Origin of the sequence: Shewanella sp. 10N.7, from assembly GCF_020806285.1 — a bacterium.
GTDB lineage: Bacteria > Pseudomonadota > Gammaproteobacteria > Enterobacterales > Shewanellaceae > Shewanella > Shewanella electrodiphila.
The window spans coordinates 22,280-37,785 of sequence record NZ_JAJGZS010000004.1 but is presented as its reverse complement, the minus strand read 5'-3'; the positions used below and the strand labels follow the sequence as shown (position 1 = coordinate 37,785).

Sequence of the window (15,506 nt, the reverse complement as noted above, 5' to 3'; positions counted from 1 at the left end):
TTTGTTCTAAGAATAAATCACATCAAGTGTTGAAATTTAAGTTAATTTACAGGCAAAATCACCGCCTCAATGATAGTGACAACGGATAAATACTCAATGCATTTTGTTTCATCAGGCGAAGGCCAAGCAGTAATTTTAATTCATGGCTTATTTGGTAATTCAGACAATCTCAAAAACCTAGCCAGTGCATTAGAACAAAACTACCAAGTCATTCGTGTTGATTTGCCTAATCATGGCAATAGTGAGCATTGGCATTCTATGGATTATCCAAGCCTAGCCCAGGAATGTGTTGATCTTTTACAGCAATTAAAATTATCTGAGGCGCATTTTGTCGGTCATTCCATGGGGGGGAAAGTGGCCATGGCGTTAGCTTTATTGCACCCTGAAATGGTCACGAGTTTGGTCGTTGCTGATATTGCCCCTGTCGCATACAGCCCACGCCATCAAAAAGTATTTGCCGGATTAACAAGTTTACCGTTAGCAAATGTTACTTCACGAAAATTTGCTTTAGATCATCTCACTCACGCAGATATTGATCTTGGTACGGCACAATTTTTACTTAAAAATTTACAGAAAACCGATAATGGTTTTGAATGGAAAATGAACTTAGAAGGTTTAATCGAAAATTACCCACATATTATTGGTTGGGACATGCCTGATGCTGTATATCCAAAACCATGTTTTTTCATTCGGGGTGGTGACTCTGAATATGTATTGGCGGAACATACAAGCGCCATTATGAAACAGTTTCCACAAGTAAGCGCAAAAACAATCAATGGCACAGGCCATTGGTTACATGCACAAAAACCTGAAATATTTAATCGTTTAGTGGTTGAATTTATTGATAAGCACCAAAGTTAACTAGCATAAGGCTCAGTTAGGTCGGCATCTGTGTAAATTTAAAAAAATGAACTCTGCAGATATAGCCCACGTATCATCATTGTGGTATATTCCCGCCCTCTTTTAGCCTTAAAGTAAAACTGAAGGTAAAAACATGTTGAATCAATACATGGATCAAATTGAGACTCTCGGTCTAAACTTGTTTTTTGCTTTAATTTTTTTCTTTATCGGCATGGCGATTCACGATGTACTCAAACAAGGCAAAGTGCCTAAGTTTGGTCGATATATCGTTTGGTTAGTATTATTCCTTGGCTGTGCCGGGTTTGTAGCAAAAGGTATTATTCAGATGACCTGGGAAGGCTCAGGCATCGGTTAAACAAAACGATGGCAAAAGAATCAACAGACAGAACAACGATTGACCTGTTTGCTTCTGAAAAACGTCGTGGACGTCCAAGAAGCAATCCCTTAAGTCGGGAACAACAGTTAAAAATCAATAAGCGTAATCAGATCCAACGGGATCGCGCTAATGGATTAAAACGAATAGAGTTAAAGGTGTCACAAGTTTTGTATGACGCCTTGAACGAACAAGCATTGGCCAGTAACATCAGCCGTAGCCAGTTAATCGAATTAATCCTGCAACAACAAATCGACAACTGAACCATATTTTATAATTCGCAAAGCGAACTAGATATTTAAAGGATAGCAAATGGCAACTGTAGGTCTTTTTTTCGGTAGTGACACTGGTAATACCGAGGCTGTAGCCAAAATGATCCAGAAGAAACTGGGTAAGCAAATGGTTGATGTGAAAGACATCGCCAAGAGCACTAAAGAACAAATCGCTGAATTCGATTTAATTTTATTCGGTATTCCAACTTGGTATTACGGTGAAGCACAATGTGATTGGGATGACTTTTTCCCAGAACTCGAGCAAGTAGACTTTACTGACAAATTAGTCGCAATCTTCGGTTGTGGTGACCAAGAAGATTATGCTGAATACTTCCTTGATGCTATGGGCATGGTTGGTGACATCGTTTCTGCACGTGGTGGCATTATCATTGGTAACTGGCCAACTGAAGGTTATGATTTTGAAGCTTCTAAAGGCTTAGTCGATGATAAGCATTTTATTGGTTTAGGTATCGATGAAGATCGTCAGCCTGAATTAACAGAAGAGCGTGTAGACGCTTGGGTTAAACAAATTTACGAAGAAATGTGCTTAGCAGAGTTAGAAGACTAACCACATATCTCATCAGTTATCGGATATCAGTTCGATAGCTTGAATAAAAAAAGCGGCATTAGCCGCTTTTTTTGAATCTAGTTTTTGAATTTAATTGTAGAGGCCGGTTATTCTAATTGCTTATTTAAGTTGCTTATTTAAGTCAATTTTTAAAGTCGATATTGGAATTAATTTTCAAAATCCATAATACCTAATTGCTAGAAAGAGCCAATGGCAGCAAGTTTACAAACTACAACTTCAGTACAAAGGAAAAGGTATATGACAAGCTTGAGTGATTCATTTACTCAAAACCAAGCAACACACTGGGATATCTTTTGTGCTGTGGTTGATAACTATGGTGATATTGGTGTTACTTGGCGTCTAGCAAAACAGTTAGCTGCTGAATATCAAATTGACATTAACTTGTGGGTCGATGATTTGCAAAGCTTCTCACATATTTTACCAGAGCTAGATTGTGAACTCTCACAGCAGTGCTTTTATGGTGTGAATATATTGCAATGGAACTCCCCTCTAGATATACCTTACACCCCTGGTTCACTATTAATAGAAGCTTTCGCCTGTGAATTACCCTCATCAGTAATCGACATAATTGAGTCACAACATAAAACGCATCAGACAATTGAGCCAAATAGTAGGTTAGCAAATAATGTCAGTGAACCACCTGTATGGATAAACCTTGAATACCTTTCGGCTGAAGATTGGGTTGATGGATGCCATGGCCTGCCCTCAATGCAAGCAAGCGGCATTAAAAAATATTTCTATTTCCCAGGATTTAGTCATCACAGTGGTGGATTAATCTGTGAAGAAAATTTATTTAACCAACGTGATAGCTGGCAATCGGATGATAAAAATAAACTAGCCCTGTTTAAGCGGCTTGGTTTAACCGGTATTAATGTAAACGATTACGTTATTAGCGTTTTTAGTTATGAAACTGACGCGCTAACCGCTTTATGCCAGTATTGGATTAATGCAGCTCAGTCTGAAGTTAACACCCAAAAGATACATGCCTTAATTCCCATGGGTAAGAGTCTGCATAGTATTATCAGTTTATTAGGTGTGTCGTTCGACACTATAAAAGCAACCCAACGATTCTCTATGGGTAATTTAACCATACATATATTGCCCATGACAGATCAGACTGAGTTTGATCGTCTTTTATGGAGCTGCGATTTTAATATCGTTCGCGGTGAGGACTCATTTTTAAGGGCGCAATGGGCAGCAAAACCATTTATTTGGCACATATACCCACAAGAAGATGATTATCATCTAGTAAAATTACAGGCTTTTGTTAATATCTACAGCCTGAAACTTGAAAATGATATCGCAAATACTTGGTCTAAAACCAATTTTGCTTTTAATCAGCAAGATACCAATGTCGTTGAACATTGGCAGCAACTCATTTCAGCACAATTGCCACTGCAGCAGCATGCTAAAGATTGGCCGGTTGATGCTAAAAAGGATGCAGATCTCGCTTCACGACTGGTTGAATTTGTGAAAACCAGCTAAGATACTGCGCAATTAAAAATTAATACCTAAAAATAGGAATAAAGTAATGAAAACTGCTCATGAACTCCGTCCTGGTAACGTGATCATGTTAGATGGCAGCCCATGGGTTGTTCAGAAAACTGAAACAACTCGCTCTGGCCGTAACGCTGCAATCGTTAAAATGAAGCTTAAGCATGTTCTACAAGATTCAACCACTGAAACCACCTTCAAAGGTGATGACAAGATGGAAGATATCATCCTAGAACGTTTAGCATGTACTTATTCTTACTACGCTGATCCAATGTACGTATTCATGGATGCTGAGTACAATCAATATGATGTTGAAGCTGATAACTTAGGTGATGCAGCTGCTTATATCGTTGACGGTATGGAAGAAGAGTGTTCAGTAACTTTCTACGAAGGTAAAGCTATCTCTGTTGAGTTACCCGTTACAATCGTACGTGAAGTGACTTACACAGAACCAGCTGCTCGTGGTGATACTTCAGGTAAAGTAATGAAGCCTGCGACTATTACTGGTGGCGGTACTGTGACTGTTGCTGAATTCGTAAAGATTGGCGACATGATTGAAATTGATACTCGTACAAACGAATTCAAAAAGCGCGTTTAATCCACGCTTTTTAGATCAAGATTACGATATGTATAAAAAGCCAGCTCATGCTGGCTTTTTTTATTGTTTTTAATTGGTTAAAGCCAATTTGAGTTCATAAGAGACAATATCTATCCAACAGCCATTTCGAAGATTAATAAACTACCGAGTTACGAATATACAGAATTAAACATCGCTGCAGGTATTAATAAAACATCACCACAGAATAAAACGCTAATTATTGCAAAAAACCTTATAAAAAAACCTTTAAACTAAAGGTTAAATTCGTTATTGTTCGCAGACTTAAGTCGTAATTAGTAATGTTGAGGCAAGTATGCGCCCTATAATCAAATCCAATAAACTCGATAGCGTATGCTATGACATCCGTGGCCCTGTACATAAAGAAGCTCGTCGTCTTGAAGATGAAGGACATCGAATCTTAAAGCTTAACATTGGTAACCCGGCCCCATTTGGATTTGAAGCCCCAGAAGAAATTGTCCGTGATGTTATTTTAAACTTACCCAGTGCTCAAGGTTACTGTGAATCAAAAGGGTTATTCTCAGCTCGTAAGGCCATTGTGCAACATTATCAAGCTCAAGGTATACACGGTATCGACATTGAAGATGTGTATATCGGCAATGGCGCATCAGAACTTATCTGCATGGCATTACAGGGCTTGCTGAATACTGACGATGAAGTACTTATTCCTTCGCCTGATTATCCATTATGGACAGCGGCTGCAAACCTAGCAGGTGGTAAAGCGGTTCATTATCGCTGTGACGAAGAGTCAGATTGGTTCCCAGACTTAGAAGACATCAAAAGTAAAATCACCTCCCGTACACGCGGTATTGTGATCATTAATCCAAATAACCCCACTGGTGCGGTTTACAGTAAAGAGTTGTTATTAGATGTGATCGAACTTTGTCGCCAACATGACATCATTTTATTTGCCGATGAAATTTACGACAAGATTTTATACGATGACGCAGTACACACCCATGCGGCGTCGCTTTCAGACGATATTTTAACGGTTACTTTTAACGGCCTTTCAAAAGCATATCGCGCCGCAGGTTTCCGAGTTGGCTGGATGGTACTAAGCGGAAATTTAAAGTCTGCTGCTAATTACATTGAAGGGTTAGATATGTTGGCCTCAATGCGTTTATGCTCGAATGTGCCCAATCAACATGCCATTCAAACTGCATTAGGCGGTTATCAGAGTATTAATGAGTTAATACTGCCAAATGGGCGCTTAACAGCCCAACGAGATGTATGTTTTGATGCGCTTAATAGTATTCCTGGAGTCAGTGTTAAAAAACCCAAAGGCGCCTTGTATGCATTCCCTAAGTTAGACATGAAAAAATTTAACTTGCGCGATGATGAACGATTAGTACTCGATCTATTGAAATCACAAAAGATTTTATTAGTACAAGGAACGGCTTTTAACTGGCCAGAACCAGATCATGTTCGAGTGGTGTTCTTACCACATAAAGAAGACTTATCTAAGGCGCTCACCGACTTTGGGAACTTTTTAGAAGATTATTCCCAGTAAACCACAGATATTAAGTTGGTAGTACAACCCATTAAAACAAAAGCCACTCAGTTCTCTAAGTGGCTTTTTGTTGTCATATGCGCTTAATTTTATTCTTGAGGCGTTATAAACTGCAATCGTTAATCATTACAAAAGCGGACTAAATAGATAAAAGACTTGCTCTATAAAACGTTTATACATAGGACGTTGCTGCCACTCTTCATCGGTCAAAATATCTGAGTCATCCATATAGGCTTGTACAAGTTGCCCTAACCTTGCGGCGAATTTGACATCATCCACAGCTAAGGTTAATTCAAAGTTTAACCATAAGCTGCGCATGTCCATATTCACAGTACCAATTAAGCAGTGCTCCTCATCAATCAGTACTGACTTGGTATGTAATAAACCACCATTAAATTGATGAATCGTCACTCCTGCTGCTAATAACTCTGTAAAAAAGGAGCTGCTAGCCCATTTCACCATAGTAGAATCATTTTTACGTGGAATGATGATGTTAACATCCACTCCCCGCAATGAAGCTGTCACTAGCGCATCTAGCAATTGCTCGCTGGGAACAAAGTAAGGAGTAGTAATAATAATTTTATGCTCTGCTTGATACAGACTTTGCAATAATACTTGATGAATAACTTCTTCCGGCATACCAGGCCCTGACGGGATAGCCTGAACTAAAGAGGATGTATCTGTACAATGCGCCTCAGGTGGCATTTCCGGTAAAATTCGCTCATTAGTTTCAACTTCCCAGTCCCAAGCACTTACGGTATTCATAACCGGCACAACTGGGCCAGTAATTCTAACCATAATGTCAATCCACTCACCTACACCATCAGATTGTTTAAAGCATTTGGGATCAACTAAATTCATAGAGCCGGTATAACCAACCGTGTTATCTATAACCACTATTTTACGGTGCAAGCGTAAATCCATTCTTCTAAAGAACATTCTTAGTGGGCTAACTTTCAATGCAGCAACAACATTAATCCCAGCATTTCTCATTTTTGAAGGCCAAGATGATTTGAAAAACAAACGACTACCCGCAGCATCTAGTAGTAGCTTAACTGAAACACCTCTGTTTGATGCATTGATGAGTGCTATAGCGACTTCATCAGCTAGTCCTCCAGGATGCCAAATATAAAACTCCATATCGATTAGCGATTCGGCATGATTAATATCACTAATAATCGAGTTCAGTATTTGTTCAGGTGTTTGTTGCAGCGCTATTTCGTTTGCTGTTAACGAAGGAATATTTAATTGCACATCACATAATTTACTTATCGAACTCGCATAATCACTTTGACGCTCAGGTTGATGTGCGTTGTGCTGATATAAAGCTGAAAACCAATCAGCATAAGGTTTATACATGGCTTTAGAACGGCTAGAACGCGCTTTGCCAAGGTGTAATTCACCAAATAATAAGTAAGCAATAACCCCCACAAAAGGCAGGAAGTAAATGATCAATAACCACGAAAAAGAAACCCCAACACTTCTGCGTTTAATCACAATGCGCGTTGCAACACCGCCCAGAATTAACCAATAAAGGAAAACACCGAGCACTGCAATTATTTGGGTTATTTGATCCATAGGTATTTGATTCGCCCTAAGCTTTATAGTGAATTTGTTATAAATTAATAGTAGAGTTTGATTGTACTGAATATTCGATCAAACGTCATAATTTGCGTAGCTTTATAGGTGCTATTCTATTTAAAGTGCTAATAAACATCACAATAATAAGGTCTTTATTATTAAACGTGTCATATATCCTTTATTGTTCATCATCATAATCGGCACCTTGTTGTCTTATATGTATGTAATTTCGACGTTTAATGGTCAACCGGAGATAATGATGAGTGAACAGCCGCCTTTTTTTGTATCTCAGTGCTCTAGTCAGGCTTCTGAATCTGCCCCGATTGATAGACAAGGTAAACTAAATGTTGCTGTTTGGAATATTTATAAACAGCAAAAAATTGATTGGCAGCCTGTACTAACAGAATTAACCCAACAAAACGACTTAGTATTACTTCAAGAAGCGAAGCTAAACAGTACCTTTGTTCAATATCTTGATGACCATCAGTTTCATGTATTGATGGCTAAAGGCTTCAAGTTAATGAATGTGCCAATGGGAGTCATGAATCTATCGACACAACCGGCTAATGAAGCCTGCGCCTATCAAACAACCGAGCCACTCATTCGTTTTGCTAAATCAACCTTAGTCAGCCGTTACCCGCTCTCATCAGGTGAACAGCTATTAGTTATTAATTTACATGGTGTGAATTTTGATATGCGATTAAGTAGTTTTGAAGCCCAGTTCAAACAAATTCTGCATAAGGTCACAATGCATCGAGGGCCGGTGATTTTAGCTGGGGATTTCAATACATGGCGTGAAGGTCGGATGAATATTGTCACACAGTTAGCGCAAGGTTTACGACTAGAAGAAGCCCATTACAAAGTCGACTTTAGAAAACGCGTATTCGGGCTACCTTTAGATCACCTATATTATCGTGGTTTGCATTTAACGGGTGCTAATTCAGATAAAACCACAGCATCTGATCATAATCCGATACAAACTCAGTTCGAATTACGTTAAGCCTCTACTCGCAACTTAAAATACTTTAAAGCAAATCAGCCGCGACTCATCACAGGTAAAACGATAAAAATCCTGTTCACGGTCTTGCTTGCCAGCAAACACCATCATGGCTTTTTTATCTGTACCTTTCACTAACTCTCTTATTTGGGTTAGCCTTTGTGTAAAATTATTAAAGACTGTTTTACTCCATTCTGTAGTATTGATTTCGACAAAATAGGGGCGTAAATTCTTTTTCTTACCGTCACTTTCTTGCCACCAACCAGCTGACAGTTTCACAATAATCTGATCATCAATAATTTCTGGTTTCTCCCAGGACAAGCTACTAAAAAAGACCTTTGTCTCAGGTTTCTCAGATTGAAAACGAAATTTTTGTTTACCTATCGGGTTTTGTATTTTATGAAAAACCTGCTGATATTGATGACCACTAATCCCAACAAACGTTAGCTCACGATCGCGATCGAAGGGAAAATTAAAATATTGGTCCACTAAGGTTTGAAAAGAACTGGTCACATAGTTTTGCTTGCTGTTAGCTCGATTGGCATTATCAAATTGTTTTTTAATCACGCCATGCTGTGCTTGTATATCACTAGCTGAACTTTTCTCTGTTTTAACTGATTTAGCAGCCGTTAAATTGAAACGATTTGGATAGGCTAATGGAAAGCCTTCATCAGTTGAAATCCTAGCCGTTTTAGCTTGTTCGCGTATTTTAGAGGTTGCTTTGGCATAACAACCAACAAGGTGTTCGCTGTTTTTACCTGTTTTAAAGTAGGGTTTACGCAGATTAACTGCTTTTTTGTATGAACATGGTATTAAACTAACCCCGCACTCGTCACATACAAACTGATAAGATTTAACGTCGTCGATTAAATACAAATCTTCATTTGTGACAGTCTTTTGTAATTCAACACAACGGGCATCATCCATCTTAGTACTCTATATTTATTCCAATAACTAAGAGTAAAGCTATGCAGATATGAGATCAAATTATAGTGTTAATTTATTGAATAAAAACAAATTGATTATCTGGCAGTTCGACTGCAACTACAGTAATGTTATAACTATAAGAGGATTACCATCTTCCGTATTCAGCGAGTCACACTCTCTAGGGGACGCATATGAAATCAAGTACTTTTATGGCATGGATCACCCGTATGCCTTTACTCGAACGCTGGGCTTTAATGCACTGCTTCCAAAAAGAAAACGTGTCAGAGCATTGCCATCAAGTCGCAGTCATTGCACATTTATTGGTTGTCATCAAAAACAAACGGTTTAATGGCAATTTGAACCCTGAAAAAGCCGCCACTATTGCCCTTTATCATGAAGTCTCAGAAACCAAGCTCCAAGATATCAATTCAAATACCAAGTATCACAGCCCTGAATTTACTAAAGCCTTTAAAAAGTTAGAAAATTTAGCAGAGAAAGAATGTTTAGCCTCGCTGCCTGAAGATTTAAGAGAAGAGATGGAACCTTTACTGGTCCAGTCTGAAGTTGATCCTGAATACAAAGCCATCGTAAAAGCAGCAGATATATTGCAGGTATACGTTAAAACCATGAATGAGCTTAGGTTTAACAATGACGAATTTCATCACGTCAAAGACAACTTAGATAAAAAACTCAACGAAATACAGCAGCAGCTACCCGAAGTAAAATGCTTTATCGATATCTTTTTAGACAGTTGCACATCAACCTTAGATAAACTGACTGAAAATGATCCACATATTTAATACCTTGTTACTTTAGCGATAACCCTTCTAACGTAATGAGCTCATGTATTAATTCACTTGATAACAGGAATGACAATGCCAGATACGATTTCATATAAACAACCTGATACCAATGAACCCCATAATCCTTGGCATGATCGACGCTTGGGTGAAGATAAGTTAAGACGCAACGATCATCGCAGCCCTTTTCAACGTGACCGAGCACGAATTTTACATTCAGCTGCATTTAGAAGATTACAAGCAAAAACCCAAGTTCACGGCATCGGCATGAACGACTTTTTCCGAACAAGATTGACTCATTCACTTGAAGTATCGCAAATAGGAACAGGGATCGCTGCGCAACTAAAACGAAAACACCCCCATGTTAACGATTTACTCGATTCAATGAGTTTGATTGAATCCTTGTGTTTAGCCCATGATATTGGCCACCCACCTTTTGGCCACGGTGGAGAAGTCGCACTCAACTACATGATGCGAAACCATGGAGGCTTTGAAGGAAACGGGCAAACCTTTCGTATCTTGGCAAGGCTTGAGCCCTACACCCAATATTGGGGAATGAACCTATCAAGACGTACGCTGTTAGGGATCCTTAAATACCCTGCTCTATACAGTCAATTACATGTAGATCTAGGTACTGAAGAAATTAAAAGCCATCGTCAGCTTAAACCGTCACAATGGCCACCGGTTAAAAGTTTATTCGATGATGATAAAGACATTTATGATTGGGTGTTGGCAGGTTTATCTGTTAAAGACAGAAACCGTTTTGTGAGTTCAAAACCCAGTAAAACCGACACTTACCCGCATAATAGAACTCAATATAAATCATTTGATTGTTCCATCATGGAATTAGCTGATGATATCGCTTACGCAGTACACGATCTAGAAGACGCTATCGTCATGGGAATTGTATCCCCAGCGCAGTGGCAACAAGACGTCGCAAGTCACTTATCTCAAAGTGAAGATGAATGGCTTAGCAACGAATTTAAAACGATAGCAGACAAGCTATTTTCACCGCATCATCACTTAAGAAAAGATGCCATTGGCACGTTAGTGAATGGTTTTGTAACTGATATCATTGTTGTCGAAGATACTCAATTTGAAGAACCTTTATTGAGATACAATGCCAAGCTTCAGCCAGCATTCGCAGATGCGTTAAATACATTAAAACAGTTCGTGTTTAAGTATGTTATCCGTAAACCAGAAATACAAATGCTAGAGTACAAAGGCCAACAAATTGTCATGGAGCTGTTTGAAGCATTTGAATCAGATCCTTTAAGGTTATTGCCACTTAATACCCAGGAGCGTTGGCAACATGCTAAAGATAATAATTTAAATGAAATGCGCGTTATCGCTGATTATATATCCGGTATGACTGATGAATTTGCAGGACGATTACATCAACAACTTTTCGGTCCTAAATCAGCAGGAATTTTTGAAATTAGCCTAGAACGTTGATATTTTGCTGAATACACAACTAAACAGCAAAGACATCAAAACTCATTTCACTTTTATGATTAGCCTATTCAACCAAGTTAGAAGTTGAATGGGCGGATCTGACTCTATCCATACACACTATCTCTTTCACGCTACCTCTTTCACACTAGCTTTTGCACACTTCCTCCGGCTAAATATCTTCTACTCACTATGCCAATCTTTCATTCTCAATGTTTGAGCCTTATTTATAAAGAAACTTATACTTATACTTATACTTATACTGAAGCTTAAACAAGTAATTTGGCCAATGCTAATAGCTCTTATCTAATAACCCTTATCTAACAGCCCTTATCTAATAGCCTTCATGTAGACTTCAACTTTCAGTTGATTTGACTGTCATTAATCTTTAAACAACAACGTTTAGGTTTACTATGTGACCTAGCCTTTATTTACAAACCAAACAACGTAATAAAATTACCAATAAGCATCATTTTGTGGGTTTGATCACGATAACTATGCCCCTAAAGAGGTAATTTTATAACAAGGATTAAGAATTCTTACCTATAAACAAAATGATTTAAAGATATTTGAGAGTCGTTACCTAAAACTGTTTAGTTAACTATTTTTAAAGGAAGTGATTATGACTGTCACCAACACTGAGCAACTTAACCAGTTAGTGGACCGCGTATCAAAAGCGCAAAAAGAGTTTGCTAATTTCAGCCAAGAACAGGTTGATAAAATCTTTAGAGCTGCAGCCCTCGCTGCAACTGATGCGCGTATTTCATTAGCCAAAATGGCAGCCAATGAAACCAATATGGGTTTGTTAGAAGACAAAGTAATTAAAAACCACTTTGCATCAGAGTATATTTATAACAAATATAAAGATGATAAAACCTGTGGCATCATTGCTGAAGATGTGACGTTCGGCACCATTACAATTGCCGAGCCTGTAGGCATTATTTGCGGCATCGTACCAACTACCAACCCAACATCTACTGCAATCTTTAAAGCATTAATCAGCCTTAAAACACGTAACGGGATCATCTTCTCACCTCACCCTCGTGCAAAAGAGTCGACGACTACTGCAGCAAGAATCGTGCTTGAAGCTGCTATTGAAGCAGGTGCACCCAAAGACATTATCGGTTGGATTGATGAACCATCAGTGGCTTTATCAAATCAATTAATGACCCACGAGCAAATCAATCTAATTCTCGCAACTGGTGGCCCAGGTATGGTGAAAGCGGCTTATTCATCAGGAAAACCAGCCATTGGAGTTGGCGCTGGTAATACCCCTATCGTTATTGATGAAACAGCCGATATTAAGCGCGCAGTTAGCTCAATTTTAATGTCTAAAACCTTTGATTACGGCGTGGTTTGTGCGTCAGAGCAAGCTGTTGTAGTCGTTGATAGTATTTATGAGCAAGTAAAAGAAAGATTCGCCAGCCACGGCGGTTATATCTTGTCCGTTGCCGAAACAAAAGCGATGCAAGATGTGATCCTGAAGAATGGCAATTTAAATGCAGATATTGTCGGTCAAAGTGCATCAACCATTGCAGATATGGCGGGCATAGATGTACCAAGCTGGACCAAAGTACTTATCGGTGAAGTGACTGACATTAGTGATGCCGAAGCTTTTGCCCATGAAAAACTATCGCCTCTTTTAGGTATGTATCGCGCAACTGACTTTAATGATGCAATGGATAAAGCTGAAGCTTTAGTCACCCTAGGTGGTATTGGCCACACATCAGGTTTGTATACAGACCAAGACGGTCAAACCGAGCGTGTTAAAGCCTTTGGCTTTAGAATGAAAACAGCCCGCATTTTAATTAACACACCCGCGTCGCAAGGGGGTATTGGTGATTTATATAACTTTAAGTTAGCACCATCACTGACCTTAGGTTGTGGCTCTTGGGGTGGTAATTCTATCTCTGAAAATGTCGGACCGAGCCATTTAATTAATAAGAAAACCGTCGCTAAAAGGGCTGAGAATATGTTGTGGCATAAACTTCCTTCATCTATTTATTTTCGTCGCGGCAGCTTACCTATTGCACTGGAAGAGTTGGAAACTAAAAAGCGCGCCTTAATCGTTACCGACAAGTTCCTATTTAATAATGGTTACTGTGATGAAACAATTAAAATTCTTAAAGCACAGGGTTTAGAAACTGAAGTCTTTTACGAAGTCGAAGCAGATCCAACTTTAGCTATCGTCAAACAAGGCGCTAAAGTCGCACAAAGTTTTCAACCAGATGTGATCATTGCTTTGGGCGGTGGTTCGCCAATGGATGCTGCCAAAATCATTTGGGTATTATATGAGCATCCAGATGTAGATTTTGCCGATTTAGCACTGCGCTTTATGGACATTCGTAAACGTATTTACAAATTCCCTAAGTTAGGTGTAAAAGCGCAAATGGTCGCGATACCAACTACGTCAGGAACAGGCTCAGAAGTAACTCCATTTGCGGTAGTCACAGATGAAGTTTCTGGTATGAAATACCCTATTGCCGATTATCAACTCACGCCTAACATTGCGATTGTCGATCCAAACTTAGTCATGGATATGCCAAAATCACTCACAGCATTTGGTGGTATCGATGCTGTGACTCACGCACTTGAAGCTTATGTCAGTGTGATGGCTAATGAGTTTAGTGACGGGCAAGCTTTGCAGGCACTAGACTTACTGGTTGAATATTTACCAGCAGCATATGAACAAGGTGCAAATGCACCAGTGGCACGTGAAAAAGTCCATAATGGCGCAACTATCGCCGGTATTGCATTTGCAAATGCATTCCTTGGAATTTGTCACTCTATGGCACATAAACTAGGGGCAGAATTCCACCTAGCACATGGTTTAGCAAACGCATTATTGATCAGTAATGTTATTAGATTTAACGCCACAGATATGCCAACAAAACAAGCATCATTTAGCCAATACGATCGCCCTAAAGCACTTTGCCGTTATGCGACCATAGCTGAACATTTAAAAATTGAAGGCGTCGACACTGCAGATACTGACAGTGAAAAAGTTGAGTTATTAATTGCTAAAATTGATCAATTAAAGTCTGTAGTGGGCATTCCAGCCTCTATTCAAGAAGCGGGTGTTAATGAGGCTGATTTCTTAGCAAAATTAGATGAATTAGCAGAACATGCTTTTGATGACCAATGTACTGGTGCTAACCCACGTTACCCATTAATCAAAGAGCTAAAACAGATTTTACTCGATAGCTTTTACGGTATAGAGTATCAAGATAAACAGGCATAGTCATAGTCAAAGTACTCAGTCTGAATAGGTTATGTTTTACTATTCAGCTTTCAATAATGAAACGCTAATCAATTGATTGGCGTTTTTTCATTTTTGACAGTTCATTTAATTAATCTAATCAATCACTGTTTATTGTTAATCCATTGCTGTTTTCTTGCCCTTCTGATTAACTAGTCAGCTAACACAACAATCATGTGGGTCAGAATGGAACGTCGTTTACTTCTAAAAACTGTATTAACTGGTAGTGCTATATTAACGGTTGCAGGCGTAACCACTTGGATTGCCATAGATACCGAAGAAGGTCCGTTAACTATTGAGTATACGTTGAAGCGCATTGCTGAAATGAAACAGCATTTACTGAATTTACAGACAAACGATTCAAGAATTTTAACGACTGGTAATTGGGAACTTAGCCAAATTTTAAATCATTGTGCTCAAAGTGTTGAATACTCTATCAGCGGATACCCAGAGCATAAATCTGAGTTATTCAAAAACACCCTCGGTAGCTTCGCGTTTTCAGCATTTGCCGCAAAAGGGAAAATGAGTCATAACCTGAGCGAAGCAATACCAGGCGCACCACTACTCACCCCTAAAGATATTGATATGGCTTTAAATCGTCTGCAACTGTCATTAACTGACTTCCAGCAACACGCAGGTAAGCTGCAACCACACTTCGCTTATGGCGAATTAACGAAATCAGAATATGAATTAGCACATGTGATGCACTTTAATAACCATTTAAAAGAAATTATGGTGGTCTAATTTAAATACACCTAACTTAAATACACCTAAC

At 38.9% G+C, this 15,506-nt stretch carries 14 protein-coding genes; 12 read left to right on the top strand and 2 right to left on the bottom strand.

All coding sequences use genetic code 11. The features are described from left to right. The first annotated feature begins 96 nt into the window (after window positions 1–96). The 7 genes from LMH66_RS03840 to LMH66_RS03810 all read left to right on the top strand — a co-directional run bounded on the left by LMH66_RS03840 (window position 97) and on the right by LMH66_RS03810 (window position 5,715). The gene (locus LMH66_RS03840; protein WP_229368606.1) at window positions 97–861 is read left to right on the top strand and encodes an alpha/beta fold hydrolase; all 765 of its coding nucleotides are present in this window, start codon (window positions 97–99) and stop codon (window positions 859–861) included. 133 nt (window positions 862–994) lie between these two features. Next, on the top strand, window positions 995–1,216 hold the full coding sequence (locus tag LMH66_RS03835; RefSeq protein ID WP_102527253.1) for a DUF2788 domain-containing protein: 222 nt from the start codon (window positions 995–997) through the stop codon (window positions 1,214–1,216). 8 nt (window positions 1,217–1,224) lie between these two features. After that, window positions 1,225–1,497: a LexA regulated protein gene (gene ybfE / locus LMH66_RS03830; protein ID WP_055023987.1), complete on the top strand. Its 273-nt coding sequence runs from the start codon at window positions 1,225–1,227 to the stop codon at window positions 1,495–1,497. A 49-nt stretch (window positions 1,498–1,546) separates the two neighbouring features. Further along, a complete protein-coding gene (gene fldA / locus LMH66_RS03825; protein ID WP_102527252.1) occupies window positions 1,547–2,074 on the top strand; it encodes a flavodoxin FldA in 528 nt (175 codons plus the stop codon). Window positions 2,075–2,332: 258 nt separating this feature from the next. Next, window positions 2,333–3,580: an elongation factor P maturation arginine rhamnosyltransferase EarP gene (earP, locus tag LMH66_RS03820; RefSeq protein ID WP_229368605.1), complete on the top strand. Its 1,248-nt coding sequence runs from the start codon at window positions 2,333–2,335 to the stop codon at window positions 3,578–3,580. Between the two features lie 46 nt (window positions 3,581–3,626). After that, a complete protein-coding gene (efp, locus tag LMH66_RS03815; protein ID WP_102527250.1) occupies window positions 3,627–4,187 on the top strand; it encodes an elongation factor P in 561 nt (186 codons plus the stop codon). A gap of 313 nt (window positions 4,188–4,500) precedes the next feature. Beyond that, on the top strand, window positions 4,501–5,715 hold the full coding sequence (locus LMH66_RS03810) for a pyridoxal phosphate-dependent aminotransferase (RefSeq protein WP_229368604.1): 1,215 nt from the start codon (window positions 4,501–4,503) through the stop codon (window positions 5,713–5,715). Window positions 5,716–5,841: 126 nt separating this feature from the next. Here LMH66_RS03810 and cls read toward each other — a convergent pair whose 3' ends face one another. Further along, window positions 5,842–7,293, bottom strand: coding sequence for a cardiolipin synthase (gene cls / locus LMH66_RS03805; RefSeq protein WP_229368603.1), 1,452 nt, complete (start codon window positions 7,291–7,293; stop codon window positions 5,842–5,844). A gap of 157 nt (window positions 7,294–7,450) precedes the next feature. Here cls and LMH66_RS03800 point away from each other — a divergent pair, with 157 nt between their 5' ends. Continuing rightward, window positions 7,451–8,296, top strand: coding sequence for an endonuclease/exonuclease/phosphatase family protein (locus LMH66_RS03800; protein ID WP_324295155.1), 846 nt, complete (start codon window positions 7,451–7,453; stop codon window positions 8,294–8,296). Window positions 8,297–8,311: 15 nt separating this feature from the next. Here the strand turns inward: LMH66_RS03800 and LMH66_RS03795 are convergent, their stop codons facing one another. Beyond that, window positions 8,312–9,220 carry a hypothetical protein gene (locus LMH66_RS03795; protein WP_229368602.1) on the bottom strand — a complete coding sequence of 303 codons (909 nt, stop codon included), beginning with the start codon at window positions 9,218–9,220 and terminating at the stop codon, window positions 8,312–8,314. A gap of 191 nt (window positions 9,221–9,411) precedes the next feature. On the opposite strand from LMH66_RS03795, the gene yfbR reads away from it, so the two are divergent. The 4 genes from yfbR (at window position 9,412) to LMH66_RS03775 (ending at window position 15,475) form a co-directional block, all read left to right on the top strand. After that, window positions 9,412–10,020, top strand: a complete 609-nt coding sequence (gene yfbR / locus LMH66_RS03790) for a 5'-deoxynucleotidase (protein WP_229368601.1) — start codon at window positions 9,412–9,414, stop codon at window positions 10,018–10,020. A gap of 75 nt (window positions 10,021–10,095) precedes the next feature. Then, window positions 10,096–11,475 (top strand): anti-phage deoxyguanosine triphosphatase, encoded by a 1,380-nt coding sequence (locus tag LMH66_RS03785; RefSeq protein WP_229368600.1) that lies wholly within the window; start codon window positions 10,096–10,098, stop codon window positions 11,473–11,475. Window positions 11,476–12,094: 619 nt separating this feature from the next. Next, complete coding sequence (gene adhE / locus LMH66_RS03780) at window positions 12,095–14,713, top strand: bifunctional acetaldehyde-CoA/alcohol dehydrogenase (RefSeq protein WP_229368599.1); 2,619 nt, start codon at window positions 12,095–12,097, stop codon at window positions 14,711–14,713. Window positions 14,714–14,917: 204 nt separating this feature from the next. After that, the gene (locus LMH66_RS03775; protein ID WP_229368598.1) at window positions 14,918–15,475 is read left to right on the top strand and encodes a DUF1569 domain-containing protein; all 558 of its coding nucleotides are present in this window, start codon (window positions 14,918–14,920) and stop codon (window positions 15,473–15,475) included. Window positions 15,476–15,506 lie beyond the last annotated feature (31 nt).

Excerpts from the sequence above, each read along its gene's own strand:
- cls (WP_229368603.1), bottom strand. The coding sequence starts at position 7,293 with ATGGATCAAATAACCCAAATAATTGCAGTGCTCGGTGTTTTCCTTTAT.
- LMH66_RS03810 (WP_229368604.1), top strand. The coding sequence starts at position 4,501 with ATGCGCCCTATAATCAAATCCAATAAACTCGATAGCGTATGCTATGAC.
- earP (WP_229368605.1), top strand. The coding sequence starts at position 2,333 with ATGACAAGCTTGAGTGATTCATTTACTCAAAACCAAGCAACACACTGG.
- LMH66_RS03835 (WP_102527253.1), top strand. The coding sequence starts at position 995 with ATGTTGAATCAATACATGGATCAAATTGAGACTCTCGGTCTAAACTTG.
- adhE (WP_229368599.1), top strand. The coding sequence starts at position 12,095 with ATGACTGTCACCAACACTGAGCAACTTAACCAGTTAGTGGACCGCGTA.
- LMH66_RS03785 (WP_229368600.1), top strand. The coding sequence starts at position 10,096 with ATGCCAGATACGATTTCATATAAACAACCTGATACCAATGAACCCCAT.
- efp (WP_102527250.1), top strand. The coding sequence starts at position 3,627 with ATGAAAACTGCTCATGAACTCCGTCCTGGTAACGTGATCATGTTAGAT.
- ybfE (WP_055023987.1), top strand. The coding sequence starts at position 1,225 with ATGGCAAAAGAATCAACAGACAGAACAACGATTGACCTGTTTGCTTCT.
- yfbR (WP_229368601.1), top strand. The coding sequence starts at position 9,412 with ATGAAATCAAGTACTTTTATGGCATGGATCACCCGTATGCCTTTACTC.
- LMH66_RS03840 (WP_229368606.1), top strand. The coding sequence starts at position 97 with ATGCATTTTGTTTCATCAGGCGAAGGCCAAGCAGTAATTTTAATTCAT.
- fldA (WP_102527252.1), top strand. The coding sequence starts at position 1,547 with ATGGCAACTGTAGGTCTTTTTTTCGGTAGTGACACTGGTAATACCGAG.
- LMH66_RS03775 (WP_229368598.1), top strand. The coding sequence starts at position 14,918 with ATGGAACGTCGTTTACTTCTAAAAACTGTATTAACTGGTAGTGCTATA.
- LMH66_RS03795 (WP_229368602.1), bottom strand. The coding sequence starts at position 9,220 with ATGGATGATGCCCGTTGTGTTGAATTACAAAAGACTGTCACAAATGAA.